Origin of the sequence: Candidatus Pelagibacter sp. HIMB1321 (assembly GCF_900177485.1) — a bacterium.
In the GTDB taxonomy this organism is placed as follows: domain Bacteria; phylum Pseudomonadota; class Alphaproteobacteria; order Pelagibacterales; family Pelagibacteraceae; genus Pelagibacter.
This window is the reverse complement of sequence record NZ_LT840186.1, coordinates 180,204-205,859: the sequence shown is the minus strand read 5'-3', so window position 1 is coordinate 205,859 and position 25,656 is coordinate 180,204. Positions and strand designations below refer to the sequence as shown.

Annotated in this window: 30 protein-coding genes; 15 read left to right on the top strand and 15 right to left on the bottom strand. The window is 29.0% G+C overall.

The window, feature by feature from the left end; translation table 11 throughout:
- Nucleotides 1–5 precede the first annotated feature (5 nt).
- The 4 genes from B9N70_RS01085 to B9N70_RS01070 are packed head-to-tail and all read left to right on the top strand — an operon-like array spanning nt 6 to nt 4,534.
- Nucleotides 6–1,301, top strand: coding sequence for a glutamate--cysteine ligase (locus B9N70_RS01085; protein ID WP_085113971.1), 1,296 nt, complete (start codon nt 6–8; stop codon nt 1,299–1,301).
- Nucleotides 1,291–2,214, top strand: coding sequence for a glutathione synthase (gshB, locus tag B9N70_RS01080; protein ID WP_085113970.1), 924 nt, complete (start codon nt 1,291–1,293; stop codon nt 2,212–2,214). The genes B9N70_RS01085 and gshB overlap by 11 nt, the downstream gene beginning before the upstream one ends.
- Nucleotides 2,211–3,071, top strand: coding sequence for a DMT family transporter (locus tag B9N70_RS01075; protein ID WP_085113969.1), 861 nt, complete (start codon nt 2,211–2,213; stop codon nt 3,069–3,071). Before gshB ends, B9N70_RS01075 begins: the two co-directional genes overlap by 4 nt.
- Nucleotides 3,072–3,130: 59 nt before the next feature.
- Complete coding sequence (locus B9N70_RS01070) at nt 3,131–4,534, top strand: MFS transporter (RefSeq protein ID WP_085113968.1); 1,404 nt, start codon at nt 3,131–3,133, stop codon at nt 4,532–4,534.
- On the opposite strand, the gene B9N70_RS01065 is transcribed toward B9N70_RS01070, so the two are convergent.
- Nucleotides 4,531–5,172, bottom strand: a complete 642-nt coding sequence (locus B9N70_RS01065) for a (d)CMP kinase (RefSeq protein WP_085113967.1) — start codon at nt 5,170–5,172, stop codon at nt 4,531–4,533. The two genes, B9N70_RS01070 and B9N70_RS01065, sit on opposite strands and share 4 nt — an antisense overlap.
- A gap of 75 nt (nt 5,173–5,247) precedes the next feature.
- On the opposite strand from B9N70_RS01065, the gene B9N70_RS01060 reads away from it, so the two are divergent.
- Entirely contained in the window at nt 5,248–5,583 is a 336-nt protein-coding gene (locus B9N70_RS01060; RefSeq protein ID WP_085113966.1) for a DMT family transporter, read from the top strand.
- A 26-nt stretch (nt 5,584–5,609) separates the two neighbouring features.
- On the top strand, nt 5,610–6,335 hold the full coding sequence (locus B9N70_RS01055; RefSeq protein WP_085113965.1) for a haloacid dehalogenase type II: 726 nt from the start codon (nt 5,610–5,612) through the stop codon (nt 6,333–6,335).
- Here B9N70_RS01055 and B9N70_RS01050 read toward each other — a convergent pair.
- Genes B9N70_RS01050 through B9N70_RS01040 form a run of 3 tightly spaced genes read right to left on the bottom strand, consistent with a single transcriptional unit; the run spans nt 6,332 to nt 9,243 of the window.
- A complete protein-coding gene (locus B9N70_RS01050) occupies nt 6,332–7,351 on the bottom strand; it encodes a D-2-hydroxyacid dehydrogenase (protein ID WP_085113964.1) in 1,020 nt (339 codons plus the stop codon). The two genes, B9N70_RS01055 and B9N70_RS01050, sit on opposite strands and share 4 nt — an antisense overlap.
- Before the next feature lie 18 nt (nt 7,352–7,369).
- Nucleotides 7,370–7,930 carry a hypothetical protein gene (locus B9N70_RS01045; RefSeq protein ID WP_085113963.1) on the bottom strand — a complete coding sequence of 187 codons (561 nt, stop codon included), beginning with the start codon at nt 7,928–7,930 and terminating at the stop codon, nt 7,370–7,372.
- 56 nt (nt 7,931–7,986) lie between these two features.
- Entirely contained in the window at nt 7,987–9,243 is a 1,257-nt protein-coding gene (locus B9N70_RS01040) for an acetamidase/formamidase family protein (RefSeq protein WP_085113962.1), read from the bottom strand.
- A gap of 162 nt (nt 9,244–9,405) precedes the next feature.
- Between B9N70_RS01040 and B9N70_RS01035 the strand changes: the two genes are divergently transcribed.
- Complete coding sequence (locus B9N70_RS01035) at nt 9,406–9,891, top strand: YajQ family cyclic di-GMP-binding protein (RefSeq protein ID WP_085113961.1); 486 nt, start codon at nt 9,406–9,408, stop codon at nt 9,889–9,891.
- On the opposite strand, the gene B9N70_RS01030 is transcribed toward B9N70_RS01035, so the two are convergent.
- The gene (locus tag B9N70_RS01030; RefSeq protein ID WP_085113960.1) at nt 9,892–10,401 is read right to left on the bottom strand and encodes a hypothetical protein; all 510 of its coding nucleotides are present in this window, start codon (nt 10,399–10,401) and stop codon (nt 9,892–9,894) included. It lies immediately after the preceding gene.
- Entirely contained in the window at nt 10,398–10,949 is a 552-nt protein-coding gene (locus B9N70_RS01025) for a hypothetical protein (RefSeq protein ID WP_085113959.1), read from the bottom strand. Before B9N70_RS01025 ends, B9N70_RS01030 begins: the two co-directional genes overlap by 4 nt.
- A gap of 264 nt (nt 10,950–11,213) precedes the next feature.
- Here B9N70_RS01025 and B9N70_RS01020 point away from each other — a divergent pair, with 264 nt between their 5' ends.
- Complete coding sequence (locus B9N70_RS01020; RefSeq protein ID WP_085113958.1) at nt 11,214–11,579, top strand: hypothetical protein; 366 nt, start codon at nt 11,214–11,216, stop codon at nt 11,577–11,579.
- Here B9N70_RS01020 and B9N70_RS01015 read toward each other — a convergent pair.
- Nucleotides 11,556–12,092, bottom strand: coding sequence for a hypothetical protein (locus B9N70_RS01015; protein WP_085113957.1), 537 nt, complete (start codon nt 12,090–12,092; stop codon nt 11,556–11,558). The two genes, B9N70_RS01020 and B9N70_RS01015, sit on opposite strands and share 24 nt — an antisense overlap.
- A 100-nt stretch (nt 12,093–12,192) precedes the next feature.
- Here B9N70_RS01015 and B9N70_RS01010 point away from each other — a divergent pair, with 100 nt between their 5' ends.
- From B9N70_RS01010 to B9N70_RS00990, 5 genes are read left to right on the top strand one after another with little or no spacing between them, the layout of a single operon-like run.
- On the top strand, nt 12,193–15,225 hold the full coding sequence (locus B9N70_RS01010) for a Z1 domain-containing protein (protein ID WP_085113956.1): 3,033 nt from the start codon (nt 12,193–12,195) through the stop codon (nt 15,223–15,225).
- Nucleotides 15,215–16,204 (top strand): PD-(D/E)XK motif protein, encoded by a 990-nt coding sequence (locus tag B9N70_RS01005; RefSeq protein WP_172819936.1) that lies wholly within the window; start codon nt 15,215–15,217, stop codon nt 16,202–16,204. Before B9N70_RS01010 ends, B9N70_RS01005 begins: the two co-directional genes overlap by 11 nt.
- Before the next feature lie 41 nt (nt 16,205–16,245).
- Nucleotides 16,246–17,382 carry a DNA cytosine methyltransferase gene (locus tag B9N70_RS01000; protein WP_085115103.1) on the top strand — a complete coding sequence of 379 codons (1,137 nt, stop codon included), beginning with the start codon at nt 16,246–16,248 and terminating at the stop codon, nt 17,380–17,382.
- Nucleotides 17,375–18,424 (top strand): DNA cytosine methyltransferase, encoded by a 1,050-nt coding sequence (locus tag B9N70_RS00995; protein ID WP_172819935.1) that lies wholly within the window; start codon nt 17,375–17,377, stop codon nt 18,422–18,424. Before B9N70_RS01000 ends, B9N70_RS00995 begins: the two co-directional genes overlap by 8 nt.
- A complete protein-coding gene (locus tag B9N70_RS00990) occupies nt 18,411–19,412 on the top strand; it encodes an HNH endonuclease (RefSeq protein ID WP_172819934.1) in 1,002 nt (333 codons plus the stop codon). The genes B9N70_RS00995 and B9N70_RS00990 overlap by 14 nt, the downstream gene beginning before the upstream one ends.
- A 2-nt stretch (nt 19,413–19,414) precedes the next feature.
- Here B9N70_RS00990 and B9N70_RS00985 read toward each other — a convergent pair whose 3' ends face one another.
- From B9N70_RS00985 to B9N70_RS00955, 7 genes are all read right to left on the bottom strand, one after another.
- On the bottom strand, nt 19,415–19,969 hold the full coding sequence (locus B9N70_RS00985; RefSeq protein WP_085113952.1) for a hypothetical protein: 555 nt from the start codon (nt 19,967–19,969) through the stop codon (nt 19,415–19,417).
- Between the two features lie 83 nt (nt 19,970–20,052).
- Nucleotides 20,053–20,373 (bottom strand): hypothetical protein, encoded by a 321-nt coding sequence (locus tag B9N70_RS00980; protein WP_085113951.1) that lies wholly within the window; start codon nt 20,371–20,373, stop codon nt 20,053–20,055.
- 69 nt (nt 20,374–20,442) lie between these two features.
- Nucleotides 20,443–20,631, bottom strand: coding sequence for a hypothetical protein (locus tag B9N70_RS00975; protein WP_085113950.1), 189 nt, complete (start codon nt 20,629–20,631; stop codon nt 20,443–20,445).
- On the bottom strand, nt 20,628–21,014 hold the full coding sequence (locus tag B9N70_RS00970) for a hypothetical protein (protein ID WP_085113949.1): 387 nt from the start codon (nt 21,012–21,014) through the stop codon (nt 20,628–20,630). Before B9N70_RS00970 ends, B9N70_RS00975 begins: the two co-directional genes overlap by 4 nt.
- Entirely contained in the window at nt 21,015–21,257 is a 243-nt protein-coding gene (locus B9N70_RS00965; RefSeq protein ID WP_085113948.1) for a hypothetical protein, read from the bottom strand.
- Between the two features lie 56 nt (nt 21,258–21,313).
- Nucleotides 21,314–22,711: a YcjF family protein gene (locus tag B9N70_RS07115; RefSeq protein WP_197684941.1), complete on the bottom strand. Its 1,398-nt coding sequence runs from the start codon at nt 22,709–22,711 to the stop codon at nt 21,314–21,316.
- Between the two features lie 45 nt (nt 22,712–22,756).
- A complete protein-coding gene (locus tag B9N70_RS00955) occupies nt 22,757–23,374 on the bottom strand; it encodes a hypothetical protein (protein ID WP_085113947.1) in 618 nt (205 codons plus the stop codon).
- 444 nt (nt 23,375–23,818) lie between these two features.
- On the opposite strand from B9N70_RS00955, the gene B9N70_RS00950 reads away from it, so the two are divergent.
- Nucleotides 23,819–24,046 (top strand): hypothetical protein, encoded by a 228-nt coding sequence (locus B9N70_RS00950; protein WP_085113946.1) that lies wholly within the window; start codon nt 23,819–23,821, stop codon nt 24,044–24,046.
- On the opposite strand, the gene B9N70_RS00945 is transcribed toward B9N70_RS00950, so the two are convergent.
- The gene (locus tag B9N70_RS00945; RefSeq protein ID WP_085113945.1) at nt 24,039–24,806 is read right to left on the bottom strand and encodes an MOSC domain-containing protein; all 768 of its coding nucleotides are present in this window, start codon (nt 24,804–24,806) and stop codon (nt 24,039–24,041) included. The two genes, B9N70_RS00950 and B9N70_RS00945, sit on opposite strands and share 8 nt — an antisense overlap.
- Nucleotides 24,807–24,827: 21 nt before the next feature.
- On the opposite strand from B9N70_RS00945, the gene B9N70_RS00940 reads away from it, so the two are divergent.
- On the top strand, nt 24,828–25,655 hold the full coding sequence (locus tag B9N70_RS00940; protein WP_085113944.1) for a phytanoyl-CoA dioxygenase family protein: 828 nt from the start codon (nt 24,828–24,830) through the stop codon (nt 25,653–25,655).
- Nucleotide 25,656: the final 1 nt, after the last annotated feature.

The following is a 25,656-nucleotide window of genomic DNA, read 5'->3' as shown; positions in this document are numbered from 1 at the left end:
AACAAATGATCACCTCAAAAGAACATGTCATCGATTATTTTAAATCTGGGATAAAAGATCCTAAGAATTTTAAAATTGGAATTGAGCATGAAAAATTTCTTTTTAATGTAAGTGATAATACCAGAGTAGATTATTCAAAAATTAAACAAATGTTTTCTGCTCTTGCAGAGTTTGGCTGGAAACCAGTTTATGAAAATGAAAATATTATTGCATTAAATAATGGTGGAAAAAATATTACTTTAGAGCCTGGCAACCAAATTGAATTATCTGGTGATATTTTAAATCATATTCATGAGGCATGTGCTGAGTCTCAAGATTACTTATTTGAACTAAGACAAGTTACTAAAAAATTAGGAATTAAAATAGTAAGTGCAGGCTTTGATCCTATTTCAAAAATTCAAGAGATCCCAAATAATCCAAAACAAAGATATAAATTAATGACTGAAGATATGCCACTTGGTGGTGAACATAGTTTAGATATGATGTATCGTACTTGTGGTACTCAATTAAACGTTGATTATAACTCAGAAGAAGATTTTATAAAGAAATTTAAAGTTGTAAATTCCATTGTTCCAATTTCAATAGCATTATTTGCAAATTCATCGATCGTTGAAAAAAAAAAGAGTGGTTACTTATCTTATAGATCTAAAGTTTGGCAAAGCACCTCAAGAGGTGGATTGCCTGCTATATTTTTTGATAACTTTGATTTTGATAAATATGCAGAGTTTGCAATTAATTTTAATATTTTATTTATTGACCATGAAGGTAAATATATTTCAGGAAAAAAATATACCTTTAAAGATTTTATGGATGGTAAAATTGATGAAATAGGAAATCGTCTACCAACCGAAAAGGATTTAACTACCCACCTAAGTACTATTTTTACTGAGAACAGATTAAAGAAATATATTGAGCTTAGATCCATGGATGCCTGTGGTTGGGATTGTCTATGTTCGGGTCCTGCTTTTAATGTTGGAATGATTTATGGAAATATTGATGAAACTTACGATCTAATTAAAAACTGGGACAAAGATAAAATCATTAATGCTTATTTAGAGGTACCTAAAAAAGGATTTAACACGCAGTTGATGGGGAAAGATTTGCTGCACTGGTCTAAAACACTTTTAGAATTATCAAACAAAGGTTTAGAAAACAGAGATTTCCTTAATAAGCATGGTAAAAATGAAACAATCTTTTTAAATCACTTAAATAAAATTGTTGAAAACAAAATGACTAATGCGGATCATATGATTAATAAATTTTCAAAAGATGAAAATTTAGAAACTCTATATGACCAATAAAATCATTGCGGTTCAAGGCAACCACCCATCAAAACTTAATCCTAAAAGTGATACCAGTGTATTTTTAGCGAATGAAATTCAATCAAAATATAAGATTTTTTATTATGATCCAAAAAACTTATCGATCATCAATTCAAAAGTTGCCGCAGAAGGTTTCTTTATAAAATTCGATTATAACAATAAAAAATTCTTTAAAATTCTAAAAAAACAAAAACTAAATTTAGAACTTTGTAAGTTCATTTTAATAAGACAAGACCCACCTTTTAATCTTGAATATATATCAACCACATACATTTTAGATCAAATTAAACATAAAGTTAAAATCATAAATGATCCAACCTCAATTCGAAATGTATCTGAGAAATTATATTCAGCAAAGTATCAAAAATTTATGCCTGCTACTATTTTTTCTCAAAATCTAGATGAGATTAAATCTTTTTTTAAAAAAAATAAAAAAGTAATTGTAAAACCAATTCATAGCTACAGCGGAAATGATATTCTATTAATGAATAGTTATAATTCAAAAACCATAAATAAATTTATCAAAAAACATGATCACATCATGTGTCAGAAGTTTTTACCTAAAATTAGTAAAGGTGATAAACGAGTTTTTATTATTAACGGTAAAGTAGTGGGTGCAATTTCAAGAGTTCCTAAAAAAGGATCCTTCTTAAGTAACATGAGTAAAGGTGCAGTCCCTATCAACATCAAACTTACAAAATCAGAATTAAAAATTTCAAAATTAATTTCAAAAGATCTTAAAAAAGAAAATATTTTCTTTGCAGGAATTGACTTTATTGATCAAAAATTAAATGGGGATATCAATGTAACTTCCCCTACAGGCTTAAAATCATTTTATGATTTATCAGGAATTAATTTAGCAAAATTATTTTGGAAAGAACTTAAAGCATGAACAATTTATCAGACCAACAAAAAGGATCGTTAATGGCTTTTGTGGCGGTAATGTTCATTACGCCAGATAGTTTGTTTATAAGACTTTCAAGTGTAGAAACATGGAGTTTAGTTTTTTATAGAGGTGCAATTCCTTTCTTCACTGTTTTCTTAGGAATGTTGTTAATTTATAAATCTAATTTTTTTAAAATCTTATTTTCAAGTGGATATCACGGGATAATTTATATTGTCACCTTCTCAATCACCAATATTGCATTTGTTGTCTCTATTCAAAATACTAATGTTGCAAACACATTAGTCATGATTGCAATGGCTCCTATGCTCTCCGCTGTTTTAGGGGCTTTATTTTTGAAAGAACATCCTGATAGTAAAACCTGGATTGCAATTGCGATTACTTTTTTTGCGGCTGTTTATATTTTCTACGACTCGTTACAACTTGGAAATATTTATGGAGATATTTTAGGGCTTATCACAGCACTTGGTCTTGCTGTTGGAGCTGTAACCATTAGATCTGCTAAGACAAAAAACCTGGTACCTTCTGCAGTAGTTGGAAAGTTAATTGTTGCTGTATTTGCTATGTTTTTCATAGAAACTTACGCTTTAGTTGGAAGAGATTTATGGATCGTTCCATTAATGTGTTTGATGTGTGTAGCAGTGCCATTTGTATTGGTAACTATTGCGCCAAGATTTATCCCTGCAGAGGAAGTTAATTTGTTCTTTTTGCTTGAGACCATTATTGGACCATTTTGGGTATGGATGGTGATTAAAGAACAGCCTAGTCTAGAGACAATTCAAGGTGGAATGGTAATCATCATCACCATTGCCATCCACTCATTCCTCAAGCTTCGAAAAGCTTAAATTCTTGTCACACAAAAGACTTGATTTAATAATAACTGCAAATAAATAGGCGGCAAAGTATGAATAAAATTTTAAAAAATTCTTGGGCGTTATTTTTAGGTATGTCATGCATTATGCTTGCCTATGGGTTCCAAGGATCTTTATTAGGAGTTAGAGCAGTACAGGAAAAATTCAGTTTAGCTGCAACTGGATTTATGATGTCAGGTTATTTTGTAGGTTATTTTTTAGGAGCAAAATTCATTACCAATATAATTGGAAGAGTTGGTCATATTAGAGCCTTTGCAGCTTTTGCATCAGCAGCTTCTGTAGCAATTTTAGCTCACTCTTTGTTTGTAAATCCTTTTACTTGGTTTTTGCTAAGAGTAATCACTGGAATTAGTATGGCCTCTATTTATACCATTGCAGAAAGTTGGTTAAACGACAGATCTTCAAATAAAAATAGAGGAAGCGTTTTATCTATCTACATGGTGATCCTTTATGGATCAATGGGTCTTGGAATGTTTTTCTTAAACTTTAGTGCCCCTGAAAACTTTGAACCTTTTATTTTAATCTCTTTGTTAATGTCTGTAGCGCTTATTCCTATTTTAATGACAAAAAGGAAAGCACCAACATTTAAAAAGATCCAAGGAATGAGTTTGAAAGAATTATATCAAACTTCTCCTCTTGGAATGGTATCTGCATTAACTTATGGTGCAGTTCAATCAGCATTATTTTCATTATTAGCTGTGTATGCAGCTTCTATGAACTTTACGATTTTAGAAATTTCAATTGTAACATTTTTACTCGCAGTATCGGGTGCCATATCACAATGGCCTATTGGAAAACTTTCAGATATTTTTGATCGAAGAAGAGTAATTATCTATTCAACATTTGGTGCAGCATTTTTTGCAATCTGTGCAATCTTTGCATCAAGACAAATGTATTTACCAGAAGGTTTGGCAACTCCTAAAACATGGTTTTATGTTTGTGTAGTTTTATTTTCATTTTTAAGTTTACCAATGTTTGCAATCATTCTTGCTTACACTAATGATTATATTCCAAAAGAAAAATTTGTTGTAGCAGGTGCAGGTTTACAAATTGCATTTGGTTTAGGAGCAATGAGTGGACCGTTTATGTGTTCAATATTTATGAATATAGTTGGCGTAAATGGTTTTTGGATATTCTTAGCATTTTTTCATTCTATAATTGGAATTTTTGGAGTTTATAGAATGAAAGTAAGAGCAGAAGTACAAGAAAACCCAGACAGCCAATTTACTCCAATGCCAGAAAGTATTACACCCGTAGGTATGGAATTAAATCCACAAACGGAACCTATTGCTAATCCAACTAGATCTTATGATGAATTTAAATCAAGTTTAGAGGAAAAATTAGAAGAGATGAATGTCCCTGTTGATTTAGATCAAATTGCAAGTGCTGAAAAAAATACAGAAACCGATCAGCCAGCTGAAGAAAATAAAAGTTAGTTTTTAAGAACTTTTTCTACTGCTTTAGACATTTTAGCTAACACTTCTTTCTTATTTAGCTTGTCACTTCTAACTAAAATAGCATCTTTTACTTTAATTAATGGGCTGTTTTTTCTTTTCTTGTCTAAGGAGGTTCTAATTTTCAGAGATCTTTTAACTTCGTTTAATGGCACTGATTTTTTTAAATCTAACCATCTTCTGTAAGCTGCAACCTCCAAACTACATTTAAAGTAAAACGCTAAGTCATATTTTGGATTTTTAGCTAAAATTTTACTCGCAATATCACGCCCCTCAACGCAAATTCTATTATTGGCTCTAATAATCTTCATCTGTAATTGGTTCACAATTTCTCTAACCTTTTTATTTTTTGCTAATACCGCAACATGGTTGGAGATTTCCTCTGAATGAAGCTTTTGCTTTGCAATCGCTTTATAAGAGACAGTTTTAAATTTATTTTTCAAATACGGAATTATATTCTTAGGCTTATCTTTAATAATTAATTTACTGCAATATCTATAAAGAAGGCCTGAATTAATTAGTAAAAGTTTGTACTTTTTTGAAACTAATTTTGCTGCAGTACTTTTACCACTTGCAGACTCACCATCACAAGCAATGATTAATTTTTTCAATTTAGCCATAGAGTTTAATAGACTATTTTATTAAAGATTAAATAATAAAATAGTAAATATTAACCAATTTGATAATCTAACACCATGAAACCATTATTTGGATATTTGTTTTTAGCTGTTGGTATTTCTTGTGGTATAGCCTCAAATAGTTTTGCTAAAGTCTCTGAAGGTTTTTCAAAGCTTACTCCATCAATTTTATGTATCGCATTTATGATGGTAACAATGTTTTGTATTGCAAAAGCAATGCATGCTCTGCCTGTTGGTTTTGCCTATGCAACGTATAGCGGATTAACTATTACTGGTGTCGTTTTATTTGCTTTATTAAAATATAATCAAGTTCCAAATATTTATGGTTTAATTGGAATTATCCTAATTATCATTGGAGTGGTTATGGTAAATTATCTTGGCCGCTTAAATTGAAATTATTAAGCAAAATATAAAAAATTATGAACTATAATAACTTTAAATTTTTAAGTTTTGATTGTTACGGTACTTTAATTGATTGGGAAAGTGGTATTTGGAATGCATTTCAACCATTAATTCATTTCAATAAAAGAGATGATTTAACTAGAGAAAAAGTATTAAGAAATTTTGCTTTATTAGAATCCGAGCAACAAAAGAAAACTCCTTCAATGCTTTATCCTGAAATTTTATTCAATGTTCATATGCAATTTTCTAAACAGCATGATTTAAAATCTAATGAAAGTTTAGATAAAGAATTTGGAGACTCTGTTAAACACTGGCCAGCGTTTCCTGATAGTGCGGATGCATTAAGAATTCTTAAAAAAAATTTTAAGTTAGTAATTTTATCCAATGTAAATACGAAAGGCTTTGCTTCTTCTAATCGTTGGTTGGGAGTTGAATTTGATGAAATTTATACTGCTGAAGATGTTGGATCATATAAACCTACATTAGCTAATTTTGATTACATGTTTGAAAATATTGAAAAAAAATACAATGAAAAACCTCAATCAATTTTACACGTTGCTCAAAGTTTATTTCATGATCATGTACCAGCAAAACATTTTGATATGACCACTGTTTGGATTGACAGACAAAATTTAGATAATGGTGGAAATTGGGGTGCAACTAAAGTTGTTGATAATTTACCAAAACCAGATGTTATCTTTAAAGACTTAATTTCATTTGCTGAAGAAACTGCAAAAAACTAATATCCAAGCTTTCTATCTACCTGGTTGATTAATTCTTTTTTGTCTAAAAATAATTTTAGGTTTTTAAAGAATATTTTTAAAACCATCTCGATATAGTTACCTTCACTATCTGAAGATACATGCGGTGTAATAATCAAATTTGGAGTGTCCCAAAGATTGGAGGATTTTGGAATTGGTTCGTTTGAAAAGACATCTAAAATAGCACCTGCTATCTCATCCTTTTCCAACTTAGTTTTCAAATATTCATAATCTAATACAGACTGGCGACCAATATTTACAATTCCGCAGGTCTTTTTTAATTTATCTAATCTTTCCTTGTTGATTAATCCTTTAGTCTCTTCCGTTTCAGGAACTGCTAAATATAAAAAATCTACTATGGGTAATACTTCATCAATTTGATCAAAAGTGATTACTTTTGAACACCCTTCTACACTTTTACCTTTTCTATTAACTCCTATAACTTTTGCTCCAAGTTTACTGATATGTTTGATCATTGAGCCACCTAGAGAACCTGTTCCAACTGCAACAACAGTTCTTCCTTCAATTGGCTTTCCTAATAAAGAGACAAACTCTTTATTTTTTTGATGAGTAACAAGTCTAGTCATATGGTTTTGCAGCATTAAAATGCTCATCAAACCAAACTCTCCAGCTTTTTTAGCATGTACCCCACTGCTATTGGTTAAAACCAAATCCTCTTTCATCCAATTAAAGGGAGATAAATGATTTACTCCTGCTGAGATGACATGGATCCATTTTAAATTTGGAGCAATCTCTTTTAAATTTTGTGTTGGAAACTGCCAGCCCAATAAAATATCTGCAGTTTTCATTGATGATTTAAAATTATCATCATCCCAATCAATTAAATATTCTATCTTGTCTTTTATTTCAGGGTATCGACTTAAACCCTTTTCAAACTCTTCTTTAGTAATTGTATTATTTTTCTCTCCTTCTTCATCACAAGGTAAAAATCCTTCTTTCCAATGATTATTTCTGATGTGAATTTTTATTTTTTTCATTCTTTTAATGAAAAATTTTTATTGATTATCTAATTCTGGCATTTTTTCATTATTGAGTGCCATTATTGTTCCTGGATGAGTTTCAATTTTACTTTTAACTTTTAATGGAGATTTTGCATCTTTTAAGTCATTTTCAATGTTCATTAGTGCTTTTGTAATAAGCCATGCAAATTTATCAGGAAATGAGGGTTGGGCTAATAAAACTAGATCTCCAAAATAATATACAACCATTGCATCTGCAGATCCAAATGATTTGAAAGGTCCAGAGCCTTTAACCATGTGGTTTGCATTTTTTTTAGACAATAAAACAAGTGGCATTTGGTTTGTTGAAAATAGACTTTGAACTCTTCTAAAATCTCTTGCTCTAGCTGGTCGTGCGCTAGCTTCTGGCAATTCTTTATTGATAGCTTCAACTAAAGTTTTTGAAAAGGGATATGTTGGTGCATCTTCTCTAACACTCATAATTAACAAATGTTGTTCTCTGTAAGCTAAATATTGGCCCCAAGGCGAATGAGCACTAAAAATTAAGTAAATAAATATATAAGTTAAAATAGTAAAAAATGATTTTTTCAATTTCATATATTTTTCTAAAAAAAAGGCGCTTTATTTTAAAAGCGCCTTTAATTTTTTAAAGTTTAGTTTCTGTACTTATCAAATACATCCATGTTTAAAACTGCAGAAACAATAAAGTTAGGAACATCAACAACTTGTCCAACTCTCAAGTCTACAGCTACAGAACATAAAATGTATGCTTGTTCTTTAGTTAAACCATGCTCTTTAACTAAGTAATCAATCATTTGTATAAGTGCATGTCTTGCAGAAATTGTAAGATCTTCTGAAGCATTAGTTAGATTGGCTAACTTACCAGAGTCTAAATATTTATGACTTGGTGGTATTTCACCTTTACCCTTAAGTGGTATACCTAAAGTTTGATAGTACCTTGTTGGCTCCATATCAATAATTTGATCATTACCAACTGTAACTGGCATATCCATATCTTTACCTTTACCTTTGAGTATTTTCACTCTAACTGTTGTTACACTTCCCATCTCAATTGCTGTTCCTGCAACCTCACCATCTCCTTGAGCATAGTGAATGTCACCTGCAAACAATCCACATCCATCAACAAAGCATGGGAAAATAATCTTAGTTCCAATTTGCTGTTGTTGAACATCCATATTTCCTCCATTTTCTCTTGGTGGAATTGTTCTCAAGCAGTCATCTTTATCAGAACCTTTCTCTCCACAAACGTCAGCTGGTAATGCACCACCTGGAGCAGGTCCTAAAGCAACACCACCTGCAGCAGCTAATTCTGCTTCTCTAGCTTTCCATTTTTTAACTTCTGGTTCACCTGGCATTACTCCAATTGCACCTGGAAAAGCTTCATAAGGAATTGTTACACCTGGCATTTGATCTGAAACAGCACCTATTCTTGTCAATCTCCAGTTAACGATATAAGGGTCTGGAAATACATCTCGTAAAAAACCAAATCCTGGTGCAATTACTGTGTATCCATATTCATCTGGAGCGATGTCAATTAATTCAACTTCTAAAGCATCTCCTCTTTTAGCTCCATTGATATAAACTGGACCTGTCATTGGATGCACCAATCCTAAATCAACAGTTGCTAAATCATCAGGAGTAGAATCTAATCTAAAACCAGTATCTAGAGCATCTCTTGTATGTAATACAATGAAATCCCCTGGATTTGCTTTTGCAACAGCTGGAATATTTGGATGGTATCTATTAAAACAATTTTTATCATCAATACAATGATCTCCTGTTTTTTTAAGTTCCACCTTCTTCATCCACTTTTGATCAGTAGTGTCTGAATTAGCGTTAAAGATAAAAAAAACAGAAAACAAAGTAGTAAAAAGTATTTTTTTAATCATTTATTTCCCTTTTTTTTTAAATTGTTAATATTTTAAAATTAAGCGTATTATAAATATCCCTGAAAAACTAGATGAATAAAAAGCATCACAAATTGCTTAATATTATCTATTACATTCAATCTGTAGTTTAATTTATATAAAAAATACTTTAATATAATTTCAATGCCTTCATTTGATGTCATCAGCAAAATTAATTATCAAGAATTTGATAATGCTTTAGCGAATTGCCTTAGAGAAATTTCAAATAGATATGATTTTAAAGGCCTTCAAATCTCAATTGAAAGAAAAGACAAAAATATCACAACCATTGCACCAGATGAATTAAAACTAAAACAAGTTAATGAATTACTAGAAACTCATCTTGTTCGAAGAAAAGTGGACCCAAGAGTATTAGAAGTTAAATCTTCAGAAGGAGCCTCAGGTGGAACCATTCGACAAGTTAGTGAACTTAAAGAAGGGATTAGCCAAGAAAATTCAAAAAAAGTAGTAGCCGATATCAAAAAGCTAAAACTTAAAGTCCAAGTTAAAATCCAGGGTGATGAACTAAGAGTGGATGGTAAAAAAAGAGATGATCTTCAAGAAGCCATCGCCGCAATCAAAGCTATCGACATTGGTCTACCGATAGAATTTACCAACTTTAGAGATTAATTAGTAATAACTCTTATTTTTCTTAGCCCCATATTTATTTTCAAATTCTTCAGAGTGAATACTCTTCCAATTACCAGATCTATTAGCATCACACCAATGCACTAATCGATTTTGTTTTTGAGCAATTCTTCGATTGTATTCTAATCTTTGTTGTTCCTTCATCTTTTCTTGATGTTCTTTAAAAGCTTTTTCCTCTTTTGCTTTTCTCTCTTCAGCTTCCTTTTTCAATTTAGCATCTAGTTCTTCTTTACTCAATTTAGATTGTGGAGGCACATAAGCATTCACAGGTGTAATTTGTACTTTTGGTTTTGCCTGATATTTTTTTGGAAGAGGTCTTCCAATCATACAATAATACCTAACAGGATCATGTTCTTTCATATGAGGGCCCCACTCATTTAAAAATTCTAATCTTTTTGCTTTTCCTAAAGAGTTTAAATTAACTTTTTTCTCCCCAAAGTTTCTTTTTCTTGAGGGAGATTTAGTTGACCTTGATCCTTTATATTTTCTCATTTTAAACCTCTTTTCTTTTGCTCCTTTTTCAGCAATTCTAAGAGTTTAAAATATTTCACAAGCAATCGATCTTCTATGGTATTTAGTTTAAGGATTGCACTTCCTTGATCGCAATCTCTTGCAAATGCAAGTCCTGTCTTACGAATAATAGTGTTCGAAGAGATAACTACCCCTTTATCTCTTGCACCTTCAATTTTATCAGCAACATTATCTTTTTCCTCCATAGCTTCATATTCAAGCATTTCATGATTGAATATTCCCGCTTCAATAATCGGTATTCGCTTAAGACGAATTGCAACATCAATCATTTTTGAGACAACAATTTCTTGATGAACACTTTGTGGTTTTAATTGATCAATCAATCGATCTCTAAACTCATTTAGATCATCAATTTTCTCACCAATAACCACAAACTTTTCAGCATCAAGCCCGTGTTGGATTGCATTTTTACTAACCGATAACTTTCCTTGTTTTGTTTTCGGACCAGTAGATTTTTTAGCGTTTTTTCTGTTCGCTAAAAGTTGTTTTTTTGAGATTTTCTTAGCCATATTTCCTCCTTTGGTTGAGCTAAGTTGCAGATGCGAACCTGCCTTCGCTAACTCACCAAAGTATGGCTTTAATTAAGAGTGCATGGGAAACGCCCAAGTCGATCTTTTAATTAAAAGACAGCTTAATATATCAGAAATTAATTAATCTTTCAATAAAATACCAAAAAGTTTAATTTTAAATTTTTATTACAAAATATTTTCAAGGTTATTAAATAACCTCGAAAACATAAATCAAACATATTTTCAAGTTAACAATAACTAACATTGGAACCTATAGTTAATAATTATATTGCAGAAGCTGTTAAAAAAATAATCTTTAAGTTTAAAAAAGATTACATCAGTCTACTGGTGGAAACAAAAAAAGCTTATGTATACTGTGAAAAATATTATGATGATAATTACGTCACTTCATCATTATCAATTGAAATATTTAAAGAACAAAATCACAAATCACTTAATTTCAATCAATTTAGAATGGTAATTGCTAATCAGTTTTATGATGAATATTTTGATGAATTACATTTAACTAATTTTCTAAAGAAAAATAGGATCTATTACCACCGTTGGCACCAAGTAGGTGGTGTATTTAATACTTCATCTACTAAATCACAACAATTCTCTACAGAGTAATTTTGCTTGATTTATAGATTTGTTAAGATCATCTAAGACCCAATTATTTTTTTTTATATCAAAATACTTAGACGATTTAAAATTTTCTCCATCAACTATCTCAATCTCAAATAGATTAAATTCAGTGTAAAATTCATTTAAAAAATTTATATATTGATCAGTATTAAATTGACCTAAACTAAACACAAATCTATATCCCATTAAAAAAGGTGATATATCTTGAACAGTACTTAATAATTGCTGTCCGTTTATCTTGATAGGGATTTTTTTTAATCTTAAATCATAAATATCTTCAGGTTTTTCATAAGTATAAACTGTAAAGGTATTCCATACTTTTTCACAATTATTCTCAGATCTTAAAAAAAAACTTAAGTGATCTCCATAAGTTACTTCACCTGTAACTTGAGCATAGGACAAATTATTAAACTTCTTAATTGTCCATTCCTCTTTCGCGCTTACATATGTGAGGAAAAATAATGAAAAAAATAAAAAAACTCGAAAGAGAAAGGACATAACTAAAATTAGAAAATTTATTTGGTTTATTAATGTTCACAAAGTGTCTTAAAATAGATTAAATATTTAATATTATTATAATTCATGTTAGTTTTTTAATATGAATAGTTTAAAAACTTCTATTTATGATAAACTCTATAGTGCTTGTGTATCTAATATAGAGGTTGTTACTCCAGACGATCTATCTAAGAAGAAAATAATCCAAGCAGTTGAAGATGCTCTTCGATTTTTTAAGCAACCAAAAAACTATGAATATAAAGATAAATTAATACTTCAGTTATTAGAAGCATTTACAGTTAAAAGTTCATCTCATTCAATCATAAGGGGTAAAAGTGATCATCAAGAATGGTATGACCCAAATAAGTATAGACCTTACTGGGAAACCTATCGTGAATATATAAAGAATGATCTCCAATATTCAGTTGATGCAGTGTCAGCAATGGATAAGACAACTGATTTAATGATGAAGAATATTGAGGATCCACAAAGAGGTGGTTCATGGGACTCAAGAGGATTAGTAGTAGGCAGTGTTCAATCTGGAAAAACATCAAATTTCATTGGATTTTTAAATAAAGCTGCCGATGCTGGTTATAAACAAATTGTTGTTTTGTCTGGCCTAAATAATAATTTAAGACAACAAACTCAAATAAGAGTCGATGAAGGTTTTTTAGCTTATGATACACAAGCAAGTTCTCTTGGAACACAAATCTATAACGGCCCATTAGCAAAAAAAAGATTAAAATATAAACTACCAATTATAAATTGTGGAACTAATAGTAAATTAAATGGTGATTTTAGTACTAGAGCATCTGAGCATGCCAACTTCTATTCAGAAGAAAATGTTTCTATTTTTATAGTAAAAAAAAATAAAACAGTTTTAGAAAAATTAATTACTTATTATTTAAGCTCTCCAAAAGTTCATGGTGTTACTATTGATAAAAGGCCATTTAAAATTCGAGGACATTTTTCCTCGTTTCCTCCATTTATTAAGGATGAACCCATACTAGTAATTGATGACGAGGTTGATAATGGATCTGTAGATACGGGTGAACAATTAATTAATGAAGAGGGAAAATTTGATCCTGATTATGATCCTAAAACTATAAATCGATTAATAAGAACTTTATTGAACATTTTTAATAAGAAAGTTTATATTGGCTACACTGCAACCCCATTTGCTAATATATTTATACACAATCAAGCGCAAACTAAGGAAGAAGGTTTAGATCTTTTTCCTAAAGATTATATTATAGATTTACCTGTGCCTTCCAACCATGTTGGTTTAGAAAAAATATTTAATACTGAAGTTGTAGACGGTGAAGAAGTTCAAGATAGAGAAATTGAAGATAATCATTTTTTTGAAATAGTAGAAGATAGCTCTCTTTACCCAGATGATCCAGATTGTAACGAAGGTTGGTTGCCACCTAGACATAACCGATATCATCAACCAGAATATAATAACAAAAATGATCCTGAGGTTGATATTCCTCCATCCTTAAAGGAGGCTATAATTTCATTCATTCTAACATGTGCTTGCAGAAATTATAGAGGGTATGTTGAGGACGCAAAGTCAATGCTTATTCATGTGACTAAATTTGTTGATGTACAAAATCTGGTTTTTAAACAAGTTAATGATTATCTCTTTTTATTAAGAAATCGAACTAATATTCAAAATACCAAATACAATGAAACTATAGAACAATTTAAAAAAATTTGGGAAGAAAAATTTTATATTCACAAGAATACTACTGAGGAAAAATATCCCACATGGGATGAGTTAATAAAAGATAAAAGAAATATGGATTTTGTAATAAATCAAGTTTGTCAAAATATTAAAGTTTTAAATGGTTCTAAAAATGACATTTTAGATTATAGAAGTTTTAAAAATCAAAATGGTTTTGGATTACATACCATTGTCATAGGTGGTGATAAACTGTCAAGAGGTTTAACTCTTGAAGGTTTAAGCATAAGTTATTTCTTACGTTCAGCTAAGATGCCTATGTATGACACATTAATGCAGATGGGAAGATGGTTCGGATACAGAATGGGTTATGAAGATCTATGCAGATTATATACAACTGACAATGTAATCAGATGGTTTTTTCATATATCAGTTGCAACGGAAGAACTTAGAAACACATTTAGGATCATGGCTGAACAAGGATCAACACCAGCTGAATTTGGTTTGAAAGTAAGAACTAATCCTAATTTAATCATTACGGCTAAAACTAAGATGAGACATTCAAGAGTAGAGCAAACCTCTTTCTCTCAAGAAGTCGAAGAAATTGTAACCTTTGTGAACAAAGATGAGGTAATTGAGTCAAACTATTTTGCTACAGAAAAACTATTAAACTCTATTAAAGAGCCTGTTATTTCTGGAAAATTTGATAATGGCTTACATAGTTGGAAAAATATATATCTGTGGAAAAATATAGAATCTAATCAAGTAATAAGATTTCTAAATTCATACAAACGATTTCTGGAGGCAAGAAGTTTAAGTACATCACAATTTTCAAGATATATAGAAAATTTAAATCAATATGGAGAGCTAAATGATTGGACTATCTGCTTGCATGCAAGTGGCTCGTCCGGAAAAAATATTAGCATATCTGGTAAATATGATACTGAATTATTATTAAGAACTCCATCAAACCAAAGAAATAAAGATAAAGTAAGTTTAAAAGTTATCACACAACCATCTGATGAACTTCTTGGTTTAAATGAAAATGAGATTGAAGAATATAAAAAAAGTTTAGAAAATTTTAAAAAAACACATAACTCAGAAACTGAAGAGCAAACTATTACTGCAGCAAAAAGAGGATTTGCTAGATATCATAGAAGTGAAAAGAAAGGCTTATTAAATATATATCCTATTTTTGGGATAACAAATTTATCTTCCTATAAAAAATTTAAAGGCTATAAAAATTGCAACAAAGATTGTGAAAAAAATTGTAAAGACCATTTTGTAGAAGGTCATAAGGATATTAATAAAATTGATACTAATCATATAACCAAACACCCTCTAATAGGTTTTCAAATTAGTTTTCCATTTTCAAAAATGGGTGATAAAGCTGCTGTAGAGTATAGAGTTAATTCAGTATATTCAGAGCATGAATTTGAAAATGAAATTTGAATTTCAAAAAATAATTGAAACCTGGAAAATAATTCAGTCTGAAATAAAAAGTCCCGGAAAATATTCCAGAAATATATTCATAGATTCCAAAAATCCAATGAGAGCTTCTATAATTTATGAAAACAATCTTAAGTCAGTCGATTTTATATTCAATAAAACTAAAATAAAAAATATTTCAACTGAATTTAAAGAAACAAAAGGCATAAAAGTTTCATTTGAAAATGATCCAGAAGATAAAAATATTATGATTTTTTCTATCTATCTAAAGAATAATTCCTTTTTAGATGCTTACGGAAATCTTCTTAAAAAAATTATAACTGCGATATATGAGATTGATGATCCAATGTTTTCGTTAAATATTATAATAAACTTATTAAATAGTTGGAAAAAATTTTTTGAAGATGAAAAATTTGAAGGATTAAGTAAAGAAGAGGAGTTGGGATTAATTGGTGAATTACATTTTATAAAGATACTTTTAAAAAAATTTGACTTTAAAACTATTTTATCAAACTGGTACGGTCCTGAAGGTGGAATTCATGATTTTAAATTTTTAAAATTCTTATTAGAAATAAAAACTTTTTCAAAAAAAAACAGAAAAATTAAAATTAATAATTTAGATCAAATAAATTACAAATTTTATCAAAATCTGTATTTTGGTTGTGCAGAGATTGAAAATAATCTTAAGGGTTTAAGTTTAATAGAACTAATAGATGAATTAAGAGATTATTGTGTTGATAATATTGAAATTTCTAATCTTTTTGATCAAAAACTTAACTCTTACGGTTTTTTTGAAATTCATAAAAAAAATTATGAAACAAAATACGAAATTGTTTCAAACAATTTTTATAAATTAAAGAATGGTTTTCCAACAATACATAAGGAAGATTTAAACGAAGGTATCTGTGATGTATCGTTTTCAATTGACGTAGAAAGAATCAAGAAATTTAATTGTGATAGTGGGTTTTTAGATATTCTTTAATTTATAGTTTTTAATAATTTTTTCCATATAAGAGTTAAATGATGAAAAAAATTAATTTTATAGATATTTTTTGTGGGGCCGGAGGGTTATCTTTTTCTTTTAAAAATAGAAAACATGATCTTAAACTTGCAGTAGACATTGATAAAAATTCAATTGAAACTCTAAAAAAAAATTTTCCATTGATTAAAGATAAAATTGTTAATGATGATATCAAAAAAATTATAAAAAATACTAAATATAATAAATTTAAAAATAAAATTGATCTTCTGATGGGTGGCCCACCTTGCCAAGGTTTTAGTACTGCTAATAGACAAAATATTCTAAACGATCCTAGAAATGACCTTTATAAATATTTTTTAGAATTTGCAAAAATTATTAAACCAAAGTTCATATTAATTGAAAACGTAATAGGTATTAAAAATAAAGCTAAAGATATATTGAATAAATTGGAAAATTTAAATTATTTAGGAGATTTCAGAGTTTTACAGGCTAGTGATTTTGGTATACCACAAAATAGAAAGAGAGTATTTTTTTTTGCAGTCCAAAAAAAATATAATGCTAAACACAAAATAAAAAAATTTTTTTCTTTGCTCGATAATTTTAAGATAGATTGTAGACAATCAGTATTAGAGGATGCTTTATATAATTTAAGATCACTTAAATCTAAAAAAATTAAGAATGATAGATTTAATGAATATTATGAGTCTGGATTAAACGTAGAAAAAATAAAACATTATAAATCAAACAGTTATCTAAAAAATATAAACAATAATAAAAAGATAAAATATATCTATAATCACAAAGCTAGGTACAACAATCCTAGAGATATAGAAATTTTTTCAAAGTTACCGCAAGGTGAAAATTCTACACATAGCAGTATAAAAAATATTATGCCTTACAAAAGTAGAAATAATATATTTAAAGATAAATACTATAAACTTGATAATAAGAAGGTTTCAAAAACCATTACCTCTCATATGAAATTTGACTGCAATATGTATATACACCCTACCCAATCAAGAGGTTTAACTCCAAGAGAAGCTGCTAGAATTCAAAGCTTCCCAGATGATTATTTTTTTGAAGGAACAATAAGCCAGTGTTACGCACAAATTGGCAATGCTGTTCCACCTTTGTTGTCTAAATATTTATGTATGGCTATTGAACAAATTAATGATTAGGTGTTTTGATTTATTTGCAGGTATTGGGGGTTTTAGACTTGCAACTGAAAAAATCTCAGAAAAAAATAATATTAAGTTTAAAACAATTGGATGGTCAGAGATCGATAAATATTGTCAAAAAACTTATAGCTCTAATTTTGATATTAAAAATAATTATTTTATAGATGATATTAAAAAAATAACATCACCAACTAAAGAATTTTGTAATTATCAAAATTATAATTCAATTAAAAAATCTAAATTAATAAAAAAAATAATACCAAAATTTGATTTTCTTATGGCAGGTTTTCCATGTCAATCTTTTAGCTCAATGGGTAAGCAGAGAGGATTGGATGATGAAAGAGGTGCACTTTTTTTTGATATTTTAGCATTGTTGAATTCAATTAAACCAAATTATTTTTTATTAGAAAATGTTAAAAGATTATTAACAATTGATAATAAAAAAACATTTTCATTTATAATCTCATCATTACAAAAAGAAGGATATGATGTTAATTGGTGGGTTCTTGATAGTAAACACTATGGTGTTCCTCAAACACGTAGAAGAGTTTACATTTATGGTTCATTAAAAAAATTAGAAAAAAAATATCCTACAGAAGTTCCTTCTATATCTAAAAAAAATATAACCACCAAAACAATTTTAGATAAGAAAGTAGATAAAAAATATATTCTATCAAACAAGATACTAAAAACTATCTTAAAACATGGAACTGGAGGATATTATTCAAAATCAGAAATAGACCTTGAAATTGCCAGACCTTTGACAAGGACCATGGTTAAAATGCATAGAGCTAACCAAGATAATTATTACTCAAATAAATTTATCAACAATGATAAAAAATTAAAATGGATTAGGAAATTAACACCTTTAGAAGCATTGAAACTTCAAGGGTTTCCAACTAAATTTTATAATAATGCAAAACTAAATGATATATCTGATACACAACTTTATATGCAAGCTGGAAACTCAGTAACCACAAATGTGGTAAAAGCTATAATTACTCATTTAATTAATTATGGTTGGTTCAATGAGGATAATTAGAAATATCTCTTATAAGACAGTTTCAAAAGCTGAACTTGGGCTTACTGATGGTCATATTACTCATATAGGATATGCTCAAAATTTTATTAATAATTGGAAAAAAAGAATTTCAATTAAAACAAAATTAAATATTTTTTTTGGAAAAGAAAAAAAAACTGAGATAATTACATCTTTTATCAACGATCCAATTACTAATCCTGATGGTTCATTAAGGAGCCCAAAATTTAGATCTGGGAGTGATGAAGTTGAAGCGTCTCTAAGAGATACCATAGTTTATTATTATAAAATTAATATGATGAACTCATTTGGCACTCCATTATTAATTTTATTTGATATTGCAGGGGGGGAATATGAAATTGAAGCTTTTTTAATTTCAACTGAACATAATTTATTTAAAGAAATTTTTAAAAATTTAAGTCACACACTTACCAGTAGAAACAACAGTGGTGAAATTTATTCAAAATTACTTAACTCAAGTAATTCTTTAGAAAAAGATTTTAAATTTTTAATCAGATTATATGAGGAAATTACATCAGCAAAAATTATAGTAAATAATGTTGAAAATGATAAAACTATAGAAAATAATACTCCTAACACAAACAATCAATCAACTTCAAAAATAAGACAAGGACAACAAAATTTTAGAATAAAAGTATTAAGCGCATACTCAAACAGATGTTGTGTAACAAATTCTGATTTAATTGAGTCAATTGAAGCAAACCATATTGAGCCATATAAAAATGTAGAGTCTAATAATATAAATAATGGAATTCCATTAAGAGCGGATATTCATAAATTGTGGACACAAGGTCTTCTTGGAATAGACAGTGAGTATAAAGTAATATTAAATGATAAAGCTAAAAACTCTCTTACTTACAAGGATTTTAATGGATCTAGAATAAAACTTCCTGTTAACTCAAATTATCATCCTAATAAACAGTCTTTACAAAATTGGTGCAACATTAACAGTCTATCACTTGAGAAATAACTTCATTTAATTACTTTTCTCAAGTAATCTCTAAAAAGATTTATAGCTTCATCTTTAAATTGAACAGGAAATGTTTTAACTTCTCTATCCTTTTCATATTCGTTCCCTACTTTTCTATAATCTACATCTAAATAAGGATCATCCTCTGCCTTTTTTTGTCTAAAATGTAACCCTGTAGAATAACCATCATTATTTTTGTAAGAAATATACCAACAGACAAACTCTTTACCACTAATCATACTCCCACATACTTTAACTTTATTCCCGACATTATTTTGCGACCAATCAAATTCTTTGATTAAAGATTGATATATTTCCTCCAGTAATTCTTGTGCTTTTGCACTTTTTCCTCCTAGAACTTTTCTTGCTTTATTGGGGAATTTAACTCTTATTCTTTTCTCAACAGCACTAACCAGGTATTCTTTTTCATAATCAGAAATTCCTATATGATTTTTTATATTTTCGTACCAATTTTCTAAAATTTTAATTTTTTCTTCTTTTTCTATTAATTGTTGTACTTTTATAACCTTTTCAGAAATATTAACTTTATTTGTCATTTATGTTTAATGTTTCCAAATAGTCTTTGCTCTAGCACCCCCACTTAGAATCAAGGTGAATAGAATTGTGAGGAGAAGTTTTTTCATTCCTTTATTAGTTCATAATATAATTGTGCTGCTGCATCGGTGATATCGCTTAGAGGATTTTCTTCACAAAATTTAATAACCCAAAAATATCTGCTACTACTACTTGGTACTTGATCTTTCTTTAATGGCTCTCTTCCAAATTGTGCTGATGTTAAAAATCCATTTAACCAATCTTGCACAGATTCTTGTGAGTCTTTGATATCTTTAAATTCAAGTATTGCTCCACAATCGAAAGAACCTAATCTTGCTATTTGATTGGCGCTAACACTGCTATTAAAAATTAAAAAAAATATTATTGTGAGAAGAAATTTTTTCATCTCAATCTACAATCAGTTTGTAAGCCAAATAAGATAACTCAATAACAAGTAAAATCTCTAATACTGACATTAATTTAATCTATCTCTTTTAGCTCTAGTTTCATCATTAATCTTTCTACCGTATTCACGAATTTGCATTCGTTCAATTACTTCTTCTTGTTGAGTTTTATTTTTTCTTTGCCTTGAATAATAAATCGGCATTACAATTGATAAACCAACAATAATTATAGCTAAAATTATTTGCCAAGTTTCAATCATTTAAGCTCCTCGTCTTCTAAAAACTCATCTAATGAAGTGACCATATCTTGATTACTTTCCTCTTTCACTGACTTTTCACCTGACTGCGGCTGAATACTTGGAGTGTTATCAGGTTTTTTTGCAATTTTAGTTTTATTTAACGAGTAATAAAAATAAAAATAAGCACCTGCTACGGATAATATTAATAAATTTTTTACAATAAAAGAAATACCTATATAGCTTTCTTCAAATTTAGTTTTGTATTCCACATATTTTAAGTACTCATTATGAAAATAAATAATTAGGAAAAGAGCTACCACTAAAAATAATATTCCTCCTATTCTATCTTTTAGCCAAAGATATAAACGACCATATAAAAATTGTTTTGTTAAAAATTTAAACATCTAAATATTTACAATTCCAAACATTGCTAAAACAGTAGTCAAAGCACCCTTTGTTTTATAATCTTTAATAATTTTTCTCTCTTCTTTTTCAATCATAGACCTCATTTCATCTTTGGTAAAATCAGTCTCTTTCTTTTGAGCAAAATCTAACTTTTCTTTAATGTTTTCTAATGCTTTTTTTCTAATACGTTTTTTTATGTAAATGATAGAATTTTTTCCAGTGTGTTTTATTTTGTCTAACATTAATTAAAATATTATTTCATTATTTTCAAAACTTAAATTAATTCTTACCAATGCAATCATTTTATAGGTGCAGGTAGTAATAATTTTTCTTTCTTTATCTCAAAGATTCCTATTGCTGAAAACATTAAAGATGAAATCAAATAAACAGCAACAACTTGGCCAATGCCTGGAAGTGCTAATAAAGATAATAGCATAACAATTTTGGCTGCCTTTATTCCTGTTATTTTTGCTGACATTGAAATAAATTGCTTTTTTGAAATTTCATCTTGTTGGTATCTTTTGTACAGTCCATAAACAACAAAAGATGCAGCTATAATTGTCAATGGAGGAGATGTTTCAATAATTTGTGCAAGTGCGTTCTCATCCATTTGAATTAATTTATCTAAAAAATTATTTACATCTATTGTAAGTTCTTTGTCACTGATACTTGTGCTTTCAAAGCCAAGTTTGTCAGCCATTTCAATATTGACTTTTAAACTTCCTTCAGATCCTGGATATTTTTCAATCCAGCTATTTATATTCTCTGGATTGGTAGTTGTTTTTAATTGTTCCCATTTTTGTTCACCAGTTGCATTATTGATTGTAAGTACGTCAAACTGAGGGTGATTAGTATCTTCTGGCATAAAAGCAAAAACAGAATCTCCATCGTCATTTTCTGTTTTAATATAAATTAACTCATGAGCAATTCCTTTAATATTGTTTGCAGCCCCCATCAGAGAGTCTGCACCTTTTGCAGCTGTAGTTTTTGCAAAATTAATAGCACTATCTAAATCTGTAATTTTATTTGAAGATCTAATCATTGCTTCAAGAATTACAGTTTCTTCTTCAGAAACAATTTTTTCACCGCTTCTTAGTTTTGAAATTACGGAAATAACAGCTAATTCATCAATATTCTTTTGAACAAATTCTTTAGTAGCAGGTTTGTAATTTGCCATATCAGCTTTGGCAGCATTTGTTTTCTTTCTTATTTCATCCTTAGTAAAATTCTTCTTCGCATCTTTTCTTGCTTCTTTAAATACTTTAATTAAATCATCTTTAGTAACTTTTTTTCCTTCAGTTTTTGATACAAAATAATAATCCATTACTTTTCCAATTGCATAAGTAAGAATAAATACGAGTGGTATTGTGGTAATGGCACCGAGAAATGGTAAAATTGTTTTATACAATCCAATAGCAGTTTGTTGAGCCAAATAAGCTAAACCTATCAAACCTAAAATTTCTTTATATATTTCAGATATAGAAAATTTATAGCCTCGAGCTTCAGCTATAAGAGTTCCCATATATAATTGTATTGGAGTAAGAATAAAAATATCAGCAAAAGGTATGGGTTGAGCGGCTATAGCTCCACAAATTCCTGCAAATCTAACTAATAGTTTGTCTACTTTTTTATCAGGTGAAATATTGAGCTGATTTATCCCGTAAGTATTATCTTTGACAAATTTCAAAGGATCCATGAGGCAAGATTAACAAATCACTAGTAGAGAGTCTATTTGCTTAAATTAACCTGATATAGTTCCATTATTATTATCTTTTAATGATAATTTCATTTCAGTCTTTACATCTTCTAAGCATTTTTCACGAGCTTGATTGATTTTTTCAGGATATTTTTCTAAATCCCACTCATTAACTGGTACATCAAAGTATTTTGTATATTCAAATTTTTCATCATCCATTAATTCAATACTGTAATTTTTATGAGCATTATAAGATGCCATGATGCCTTCAGAGAAATTGTTTAATTCATAAACCTGAGGGGCAGTCAACATTATAAAATGTGCTCTGTTATCTAAAGTTGGGTAGATTAAAACCACATCTGCTGCTGCTAAAACTTCGTCTTCATTAATTTTTATTGGTATTCTTTTACCCTCAAGATCATTAATCTTTTTAGGTAAATTGAATGTTAGAAAAGAAAATAAAACATTAACGTAGTTGCAATCTCCTTTAGTTAAGACAAACCTTAGTTTGTCTCCATGAATAATTTTACCAGGAACAGACGCTACAACCATATTATCATAGTCATCTATTGACCATTCATAGTCATCTGCTTGTGCATGATAGGCAAAAACTAAAAGAAAAAGAAACAAATGTAATGAAACAAATAATAATAATCTCTTCATGATTTGAGCTCCACTTTTATACCGTTCTGACAAAGGATTTTGATGATTTTATCCCATACTATACTGTTATGACTTCCGGGACTGATTTCAAATTTGAATGTTTTTTTATAAACTGGCTGGCAGTTATCGTATGCTACGTAAGCACTGACATGGCAGTACTTACAAACACGGTCTATTCCCATATGTGGTGACTCCTATGATTGGGTGGTTTGTAAGAAAGTAGTCTGTAGTTTGTAATGGTTTCAATCCTTTTCCTTCCACTTAGGTAACGTATAGAGGGAGATAATAATGAAAGGGGGAAATAATGGAAAAGGATTGAGATCCAATGCATTTTCACACTAAATCATTAGTGTATGTTTGAATTTTGCTTCAATCTTGTTTTATTTGTGAAAGAAAAAATTTATTGAAATTAATTTAAATGATAAATTAAATTTTTTAAAATATATGAACAAGGAAAACGCGAGTAAACTCTGGAAAATGATACAAGAAGCTGGCGATTATTTGGTGGGACAATTACCCGATCACCCTAATCATCCTAAGGGAAGAAATCCTTATGCGCATGTTGCAATCTGTGTCAAAAGTCAATTTAAGGCAAGTTACAAAGATATTCCTGATGAGCAATTTGATGAAGTAATAAAGTATATTGAGTTTTTAAAACAAAACCCTAGCTAATATTTATTTCATCATTTACTGAAATCTTACCATTATTTAATGGGTATAAATAAATTCCCATATCAATATGCCCATAAACTTTTTTAAGTTCATTCGGTAAATTGATATCTACTTGGTCTGAATTAATTTTTAAGTTGGTAGCAGAACATCTTGGAATATGTTTTAAAACTTTAAACTCCGCTTCATTAATTTTGATAGTTTTATTAATCCAATTTCTTTCTTCAAATGCATCTAAATTTTTAACGTAAATATTTCCTCTAAATCTCTCAAATTCGATTTCTTTATTAATTTTTTGATTAAAATCCTTGATGCTATTTAGATTAATTAGAGAGATTGTATTTGATACATGTGATCCATTAGTGGTGTCATAAAAAGGAAATAGCTCATTTTTTAAAAAATAAAATGGACCTGGTAAATCAGGCTCTAGTTTTGATATTTCTTTTGAAATAGCCTCTTTATCTTCAATTGAGATCGTTGAAATTTGTTTATTACTTTCAAAAATAGAAATCATTCCATTTTCAAATTTAAAATCATATTTATTTAAAACAGGTGAGTTTTTTAAAGTTAAAAAATGAATTAATTCTCTTTCACTTGGATCTTTTTCAATAGTTTGAGCGAGCGACATATCAATTGCTCTTGAAAAAGCAAAAATTCTATCCTCTTCAAAACCAACATCCTTTTTTATAATTGCAGTATTTATAGATTGAAAAGATAAAGATTTAATTGGGCTAAAATGAATAGATGACACTATGGGTTTCATATGAAATATTATTATTAAATTATGTCTTTAACAGATCAACAAGTTATTCAATATAATAAAGAAGGCTACATAGCCCCTATTGATGCTTTAACTAAAGAGCAAGCTTTAGAGGCAAGAAAAGAAATTGAATTGATTGAAAAAGAAATGCCAGATGAGATTAATAAATCTGGTCGATACAATGTTCATTTAATATCTCCTAAATTAGATGAGATAGTTCATAATTCTAAAATTTTAGATGCAGTAGAGAAAATTATAGGGCGAGATATATTAGTTTGCAGTTCAACTTTATTTATCAAAGATCCAGATCAAAAAGGTTTTGTAAGCTATCATCAAGACTCTAAGTATATTGGTTTGGAACCTCATAATTGGGTCAGTGCTTGGGTTGCAATAACAGATTCTTATGAAGAAAACGGTTGTATGCGAATGTGGCCTGGTTCTCATCAAGAGGCTACAGAAAAAGATCATGATCAAAAGTTTGATGAAGGAAACTTATTAACGCGTGGTCAAACTGTAAATAATGTACCTGAAAATGAAGTTAAGCCTGTTGAACTTAAGGCAGGTCAAGTATCTCTACATCACCCAAGAATTGTTCATGGATCAGGAGTAAATAAAAGTAATGATCGAAGAATAGGATTTGTTATTCAAAGTTATATTGGAACTAATGTAAAGCAAACATTGGGTAAAAATGGAGTTCAAATCGCTAGAGGTGAGGATAAATTTAATTATCACGAGGTAATTGGAAGACCTAAATCATTGATGAGTAAAGAAGATTTAATATTAAGACAAAAAGAAAACCAATCTCTTCAAGAAATTTTTTATGCAGGATCTGATAAAAGAAGTGAATATTAAT

Coding starts and splice junctions, on each gene's coding strand:
- B9N70_RS01060 (WP_085113966.1), top strand. CDS start 5,248: ATGAAACCATTATTTGGATATTTGTTTTTAGCTGTTGGTATTTCTTGT.
- gshB (WP_085113970.1), top strand. CDS start 1,291: ATGACCAATAAAATCATTGCGGTTCAAGGCAACCACCCATCAAAACTT.
- B9N70_RS01065 (WP_085113967.1), bottom strand. CDS start 5,172: ATGGCTAAATTGAAAAAATTAATCATTGCTTGTGATGGTGAGTCTGCA.
- B9N70_RS00965 (WP_085113948.1), bottom strand. CDS start 21,257: ATGTTAGACAAAATAAAACACACTGGAAAAAATTCTATCATTTACATA.
- B9N70_RS01055 (WP_085113965.1), top strand. CDS start 5,610: ATGAACTATAATAACTTTAAATTTTTAAGTTTTGATTGTTACGGTACT.
- B9N70_RS00975 (WP_085113950.1), bottom strand. CDS start 20,631: ATGATTGAAACTTGGCAAATAATTTTAGCTATAATTATTGTTGGTTTA.
- B9N70_RS01050 (WP_085113964.1), bottom strand. CDS start 7,351: ATGAAAAAAATAAAAATTCACATCAGAAATAATCATTGGAAAGAAGGA.
- B9N70_RS00955 (WP_085113947.1), bottom strand. CDS start 23,374: ATGAAGAGATTATTATTATTTGTTTCATTACATTTGTTTCTTTTTCTT.
- B9N70_RS00970 (WP_085113949.1), bottom strand. CDS start 21,014: ATGTTTAAATTTTTAACAAAACAATTTTTATATGGTCGTTTATATCTT.
- B9N70_RS01045 (WP_085113963.1), bottom strand. CDS start 7,930: ATGAAATTGAAAAAATCATTTTTTACTATTTTAACTTATATATTTATT.
- B9N70_RS01075 (WP_085113969.1), top strand. CDS start 2,211: ATGAACAATTTATCAGACCAACAAAAAGGATCGTTAATGGCTTTTGTG.
- B9N70_RS00945 (WP_085113945.1), bottom strand. CDS start 24,806: ATGAAACCCATAGTGTCATCTATTCATTTTAGCCCAATTAAATCTTTA.
- B9N70_RS01040 (WP_085113962.1), bottom strand. CDS start 9,243: ATGATTAAAAAAATACTTTTTACTACTTTGTTTTCTGTTTTTTTTATC.
- B9N70_RS01085 (WP_085113971.1), top strand. CDS start 6: ATGATCACCTCAAAAGAACATGTCATCGATTATTTTAAATCTGGGATA.
- B9N70_RS00980 (WP_085113951.1), bottom strand. CDS start 20,373: ATGAAAAAATTTCTTCTCACAATAATATTTTTTTTAATTTTTAATAGC.
- B9N70_RS00985 (WP_085113952.1), bottom strand. CDS start 19,969: ATGACAAATAAAGTTAATATTTCTGAAAAGGTTATAAAAGTACAACAA.
- B9N70_RS00940 (WP_085113944.1), top strand. CDS start 24,828: ATGTCTTTAACAGATCAACAAGTTATTCAATATAATAAAGAAGGCTAC.
- B9N70_RS01010 (WP_085113956.1), top strand. CDS start 12,193: ATGAATAGTTTAAAAACTTCTATTTATGATAAACTCTATAGTGCTTGT.
- B9N70_RS01035 (WP_085113961.1), top strand. CDS start 9,406: ATGCCTTCATTTGATGTCATCAGCAAAATTAATTATCAAGAATTTGAT.
- B9N70_RS00990 (WP_172819934.1), top strand. CDS start 18,411: ATGAGGATAATTAGAAATATCTCTTATAAGACAGTTTCAAAAGCTGAA.
- B9N70_RS00995 (WP_172819935.1), top strand. CDS start 17,375: ATGATTAGGTGTTTTGATTTATTTGCAGGTATTGGGGGTTTTAGACTT.
- B9N70_RS00950 (WP_085113946.1), top strand. CDS start 23,819: ATGAACAAGGAAAACGCGAGTAAACTCTGGAAAATGATACAAGAAGCT.
- B9N70_RS01030 (WP_085113960.1), bottom strand. CDS start 10,401: ATGAGAAAATATAAAGGATCAAGGTCAACTAAATCTCCCTCAAGAAAA.
- B9N70_RS01025 (WP_085113959.1), bottom strand. CDS start 10,949: ATGGCTAAGAAAATCTCAAAAAAACAACTTTTAGCGAACAGAAAAAAC.
- B9N70_RS07115 (WP_197684941.1), bottom strand. CDS start 22,711: ATGGATCCTTTGAAATTTGTCAAAGATAATACTTACGGGATAAATCAG.
- B9N70_RS01000 (WP_085115103.1), top strand. CDS start 16,246: ATGAAAAAAATTAATTTTATAGATATTTTTTGTGGGGCCGGAGGGTTA.
- B9N70_RS01070 (WP_085113968.1), top strand. CDS start 3,131: ATGAATAAAATTTTAAAAAATTCTTGGGCGTTATTTTTAGGTATGTCA.
- B9N70_RS01005 (WP_172819936.1), top strand. CDS start 15,215: ATGAAATTTGAATTTCAAAAAATAATTGAAACCTGGAAAATAATTCAG.
- B9N70_RS01015 (WP_085113957.1), bottom strand. CDS start 12,092: ATGTCCTTTCTCTTTCGAGTTTTTTTATTTTTTTCATTATTTTTCCTC.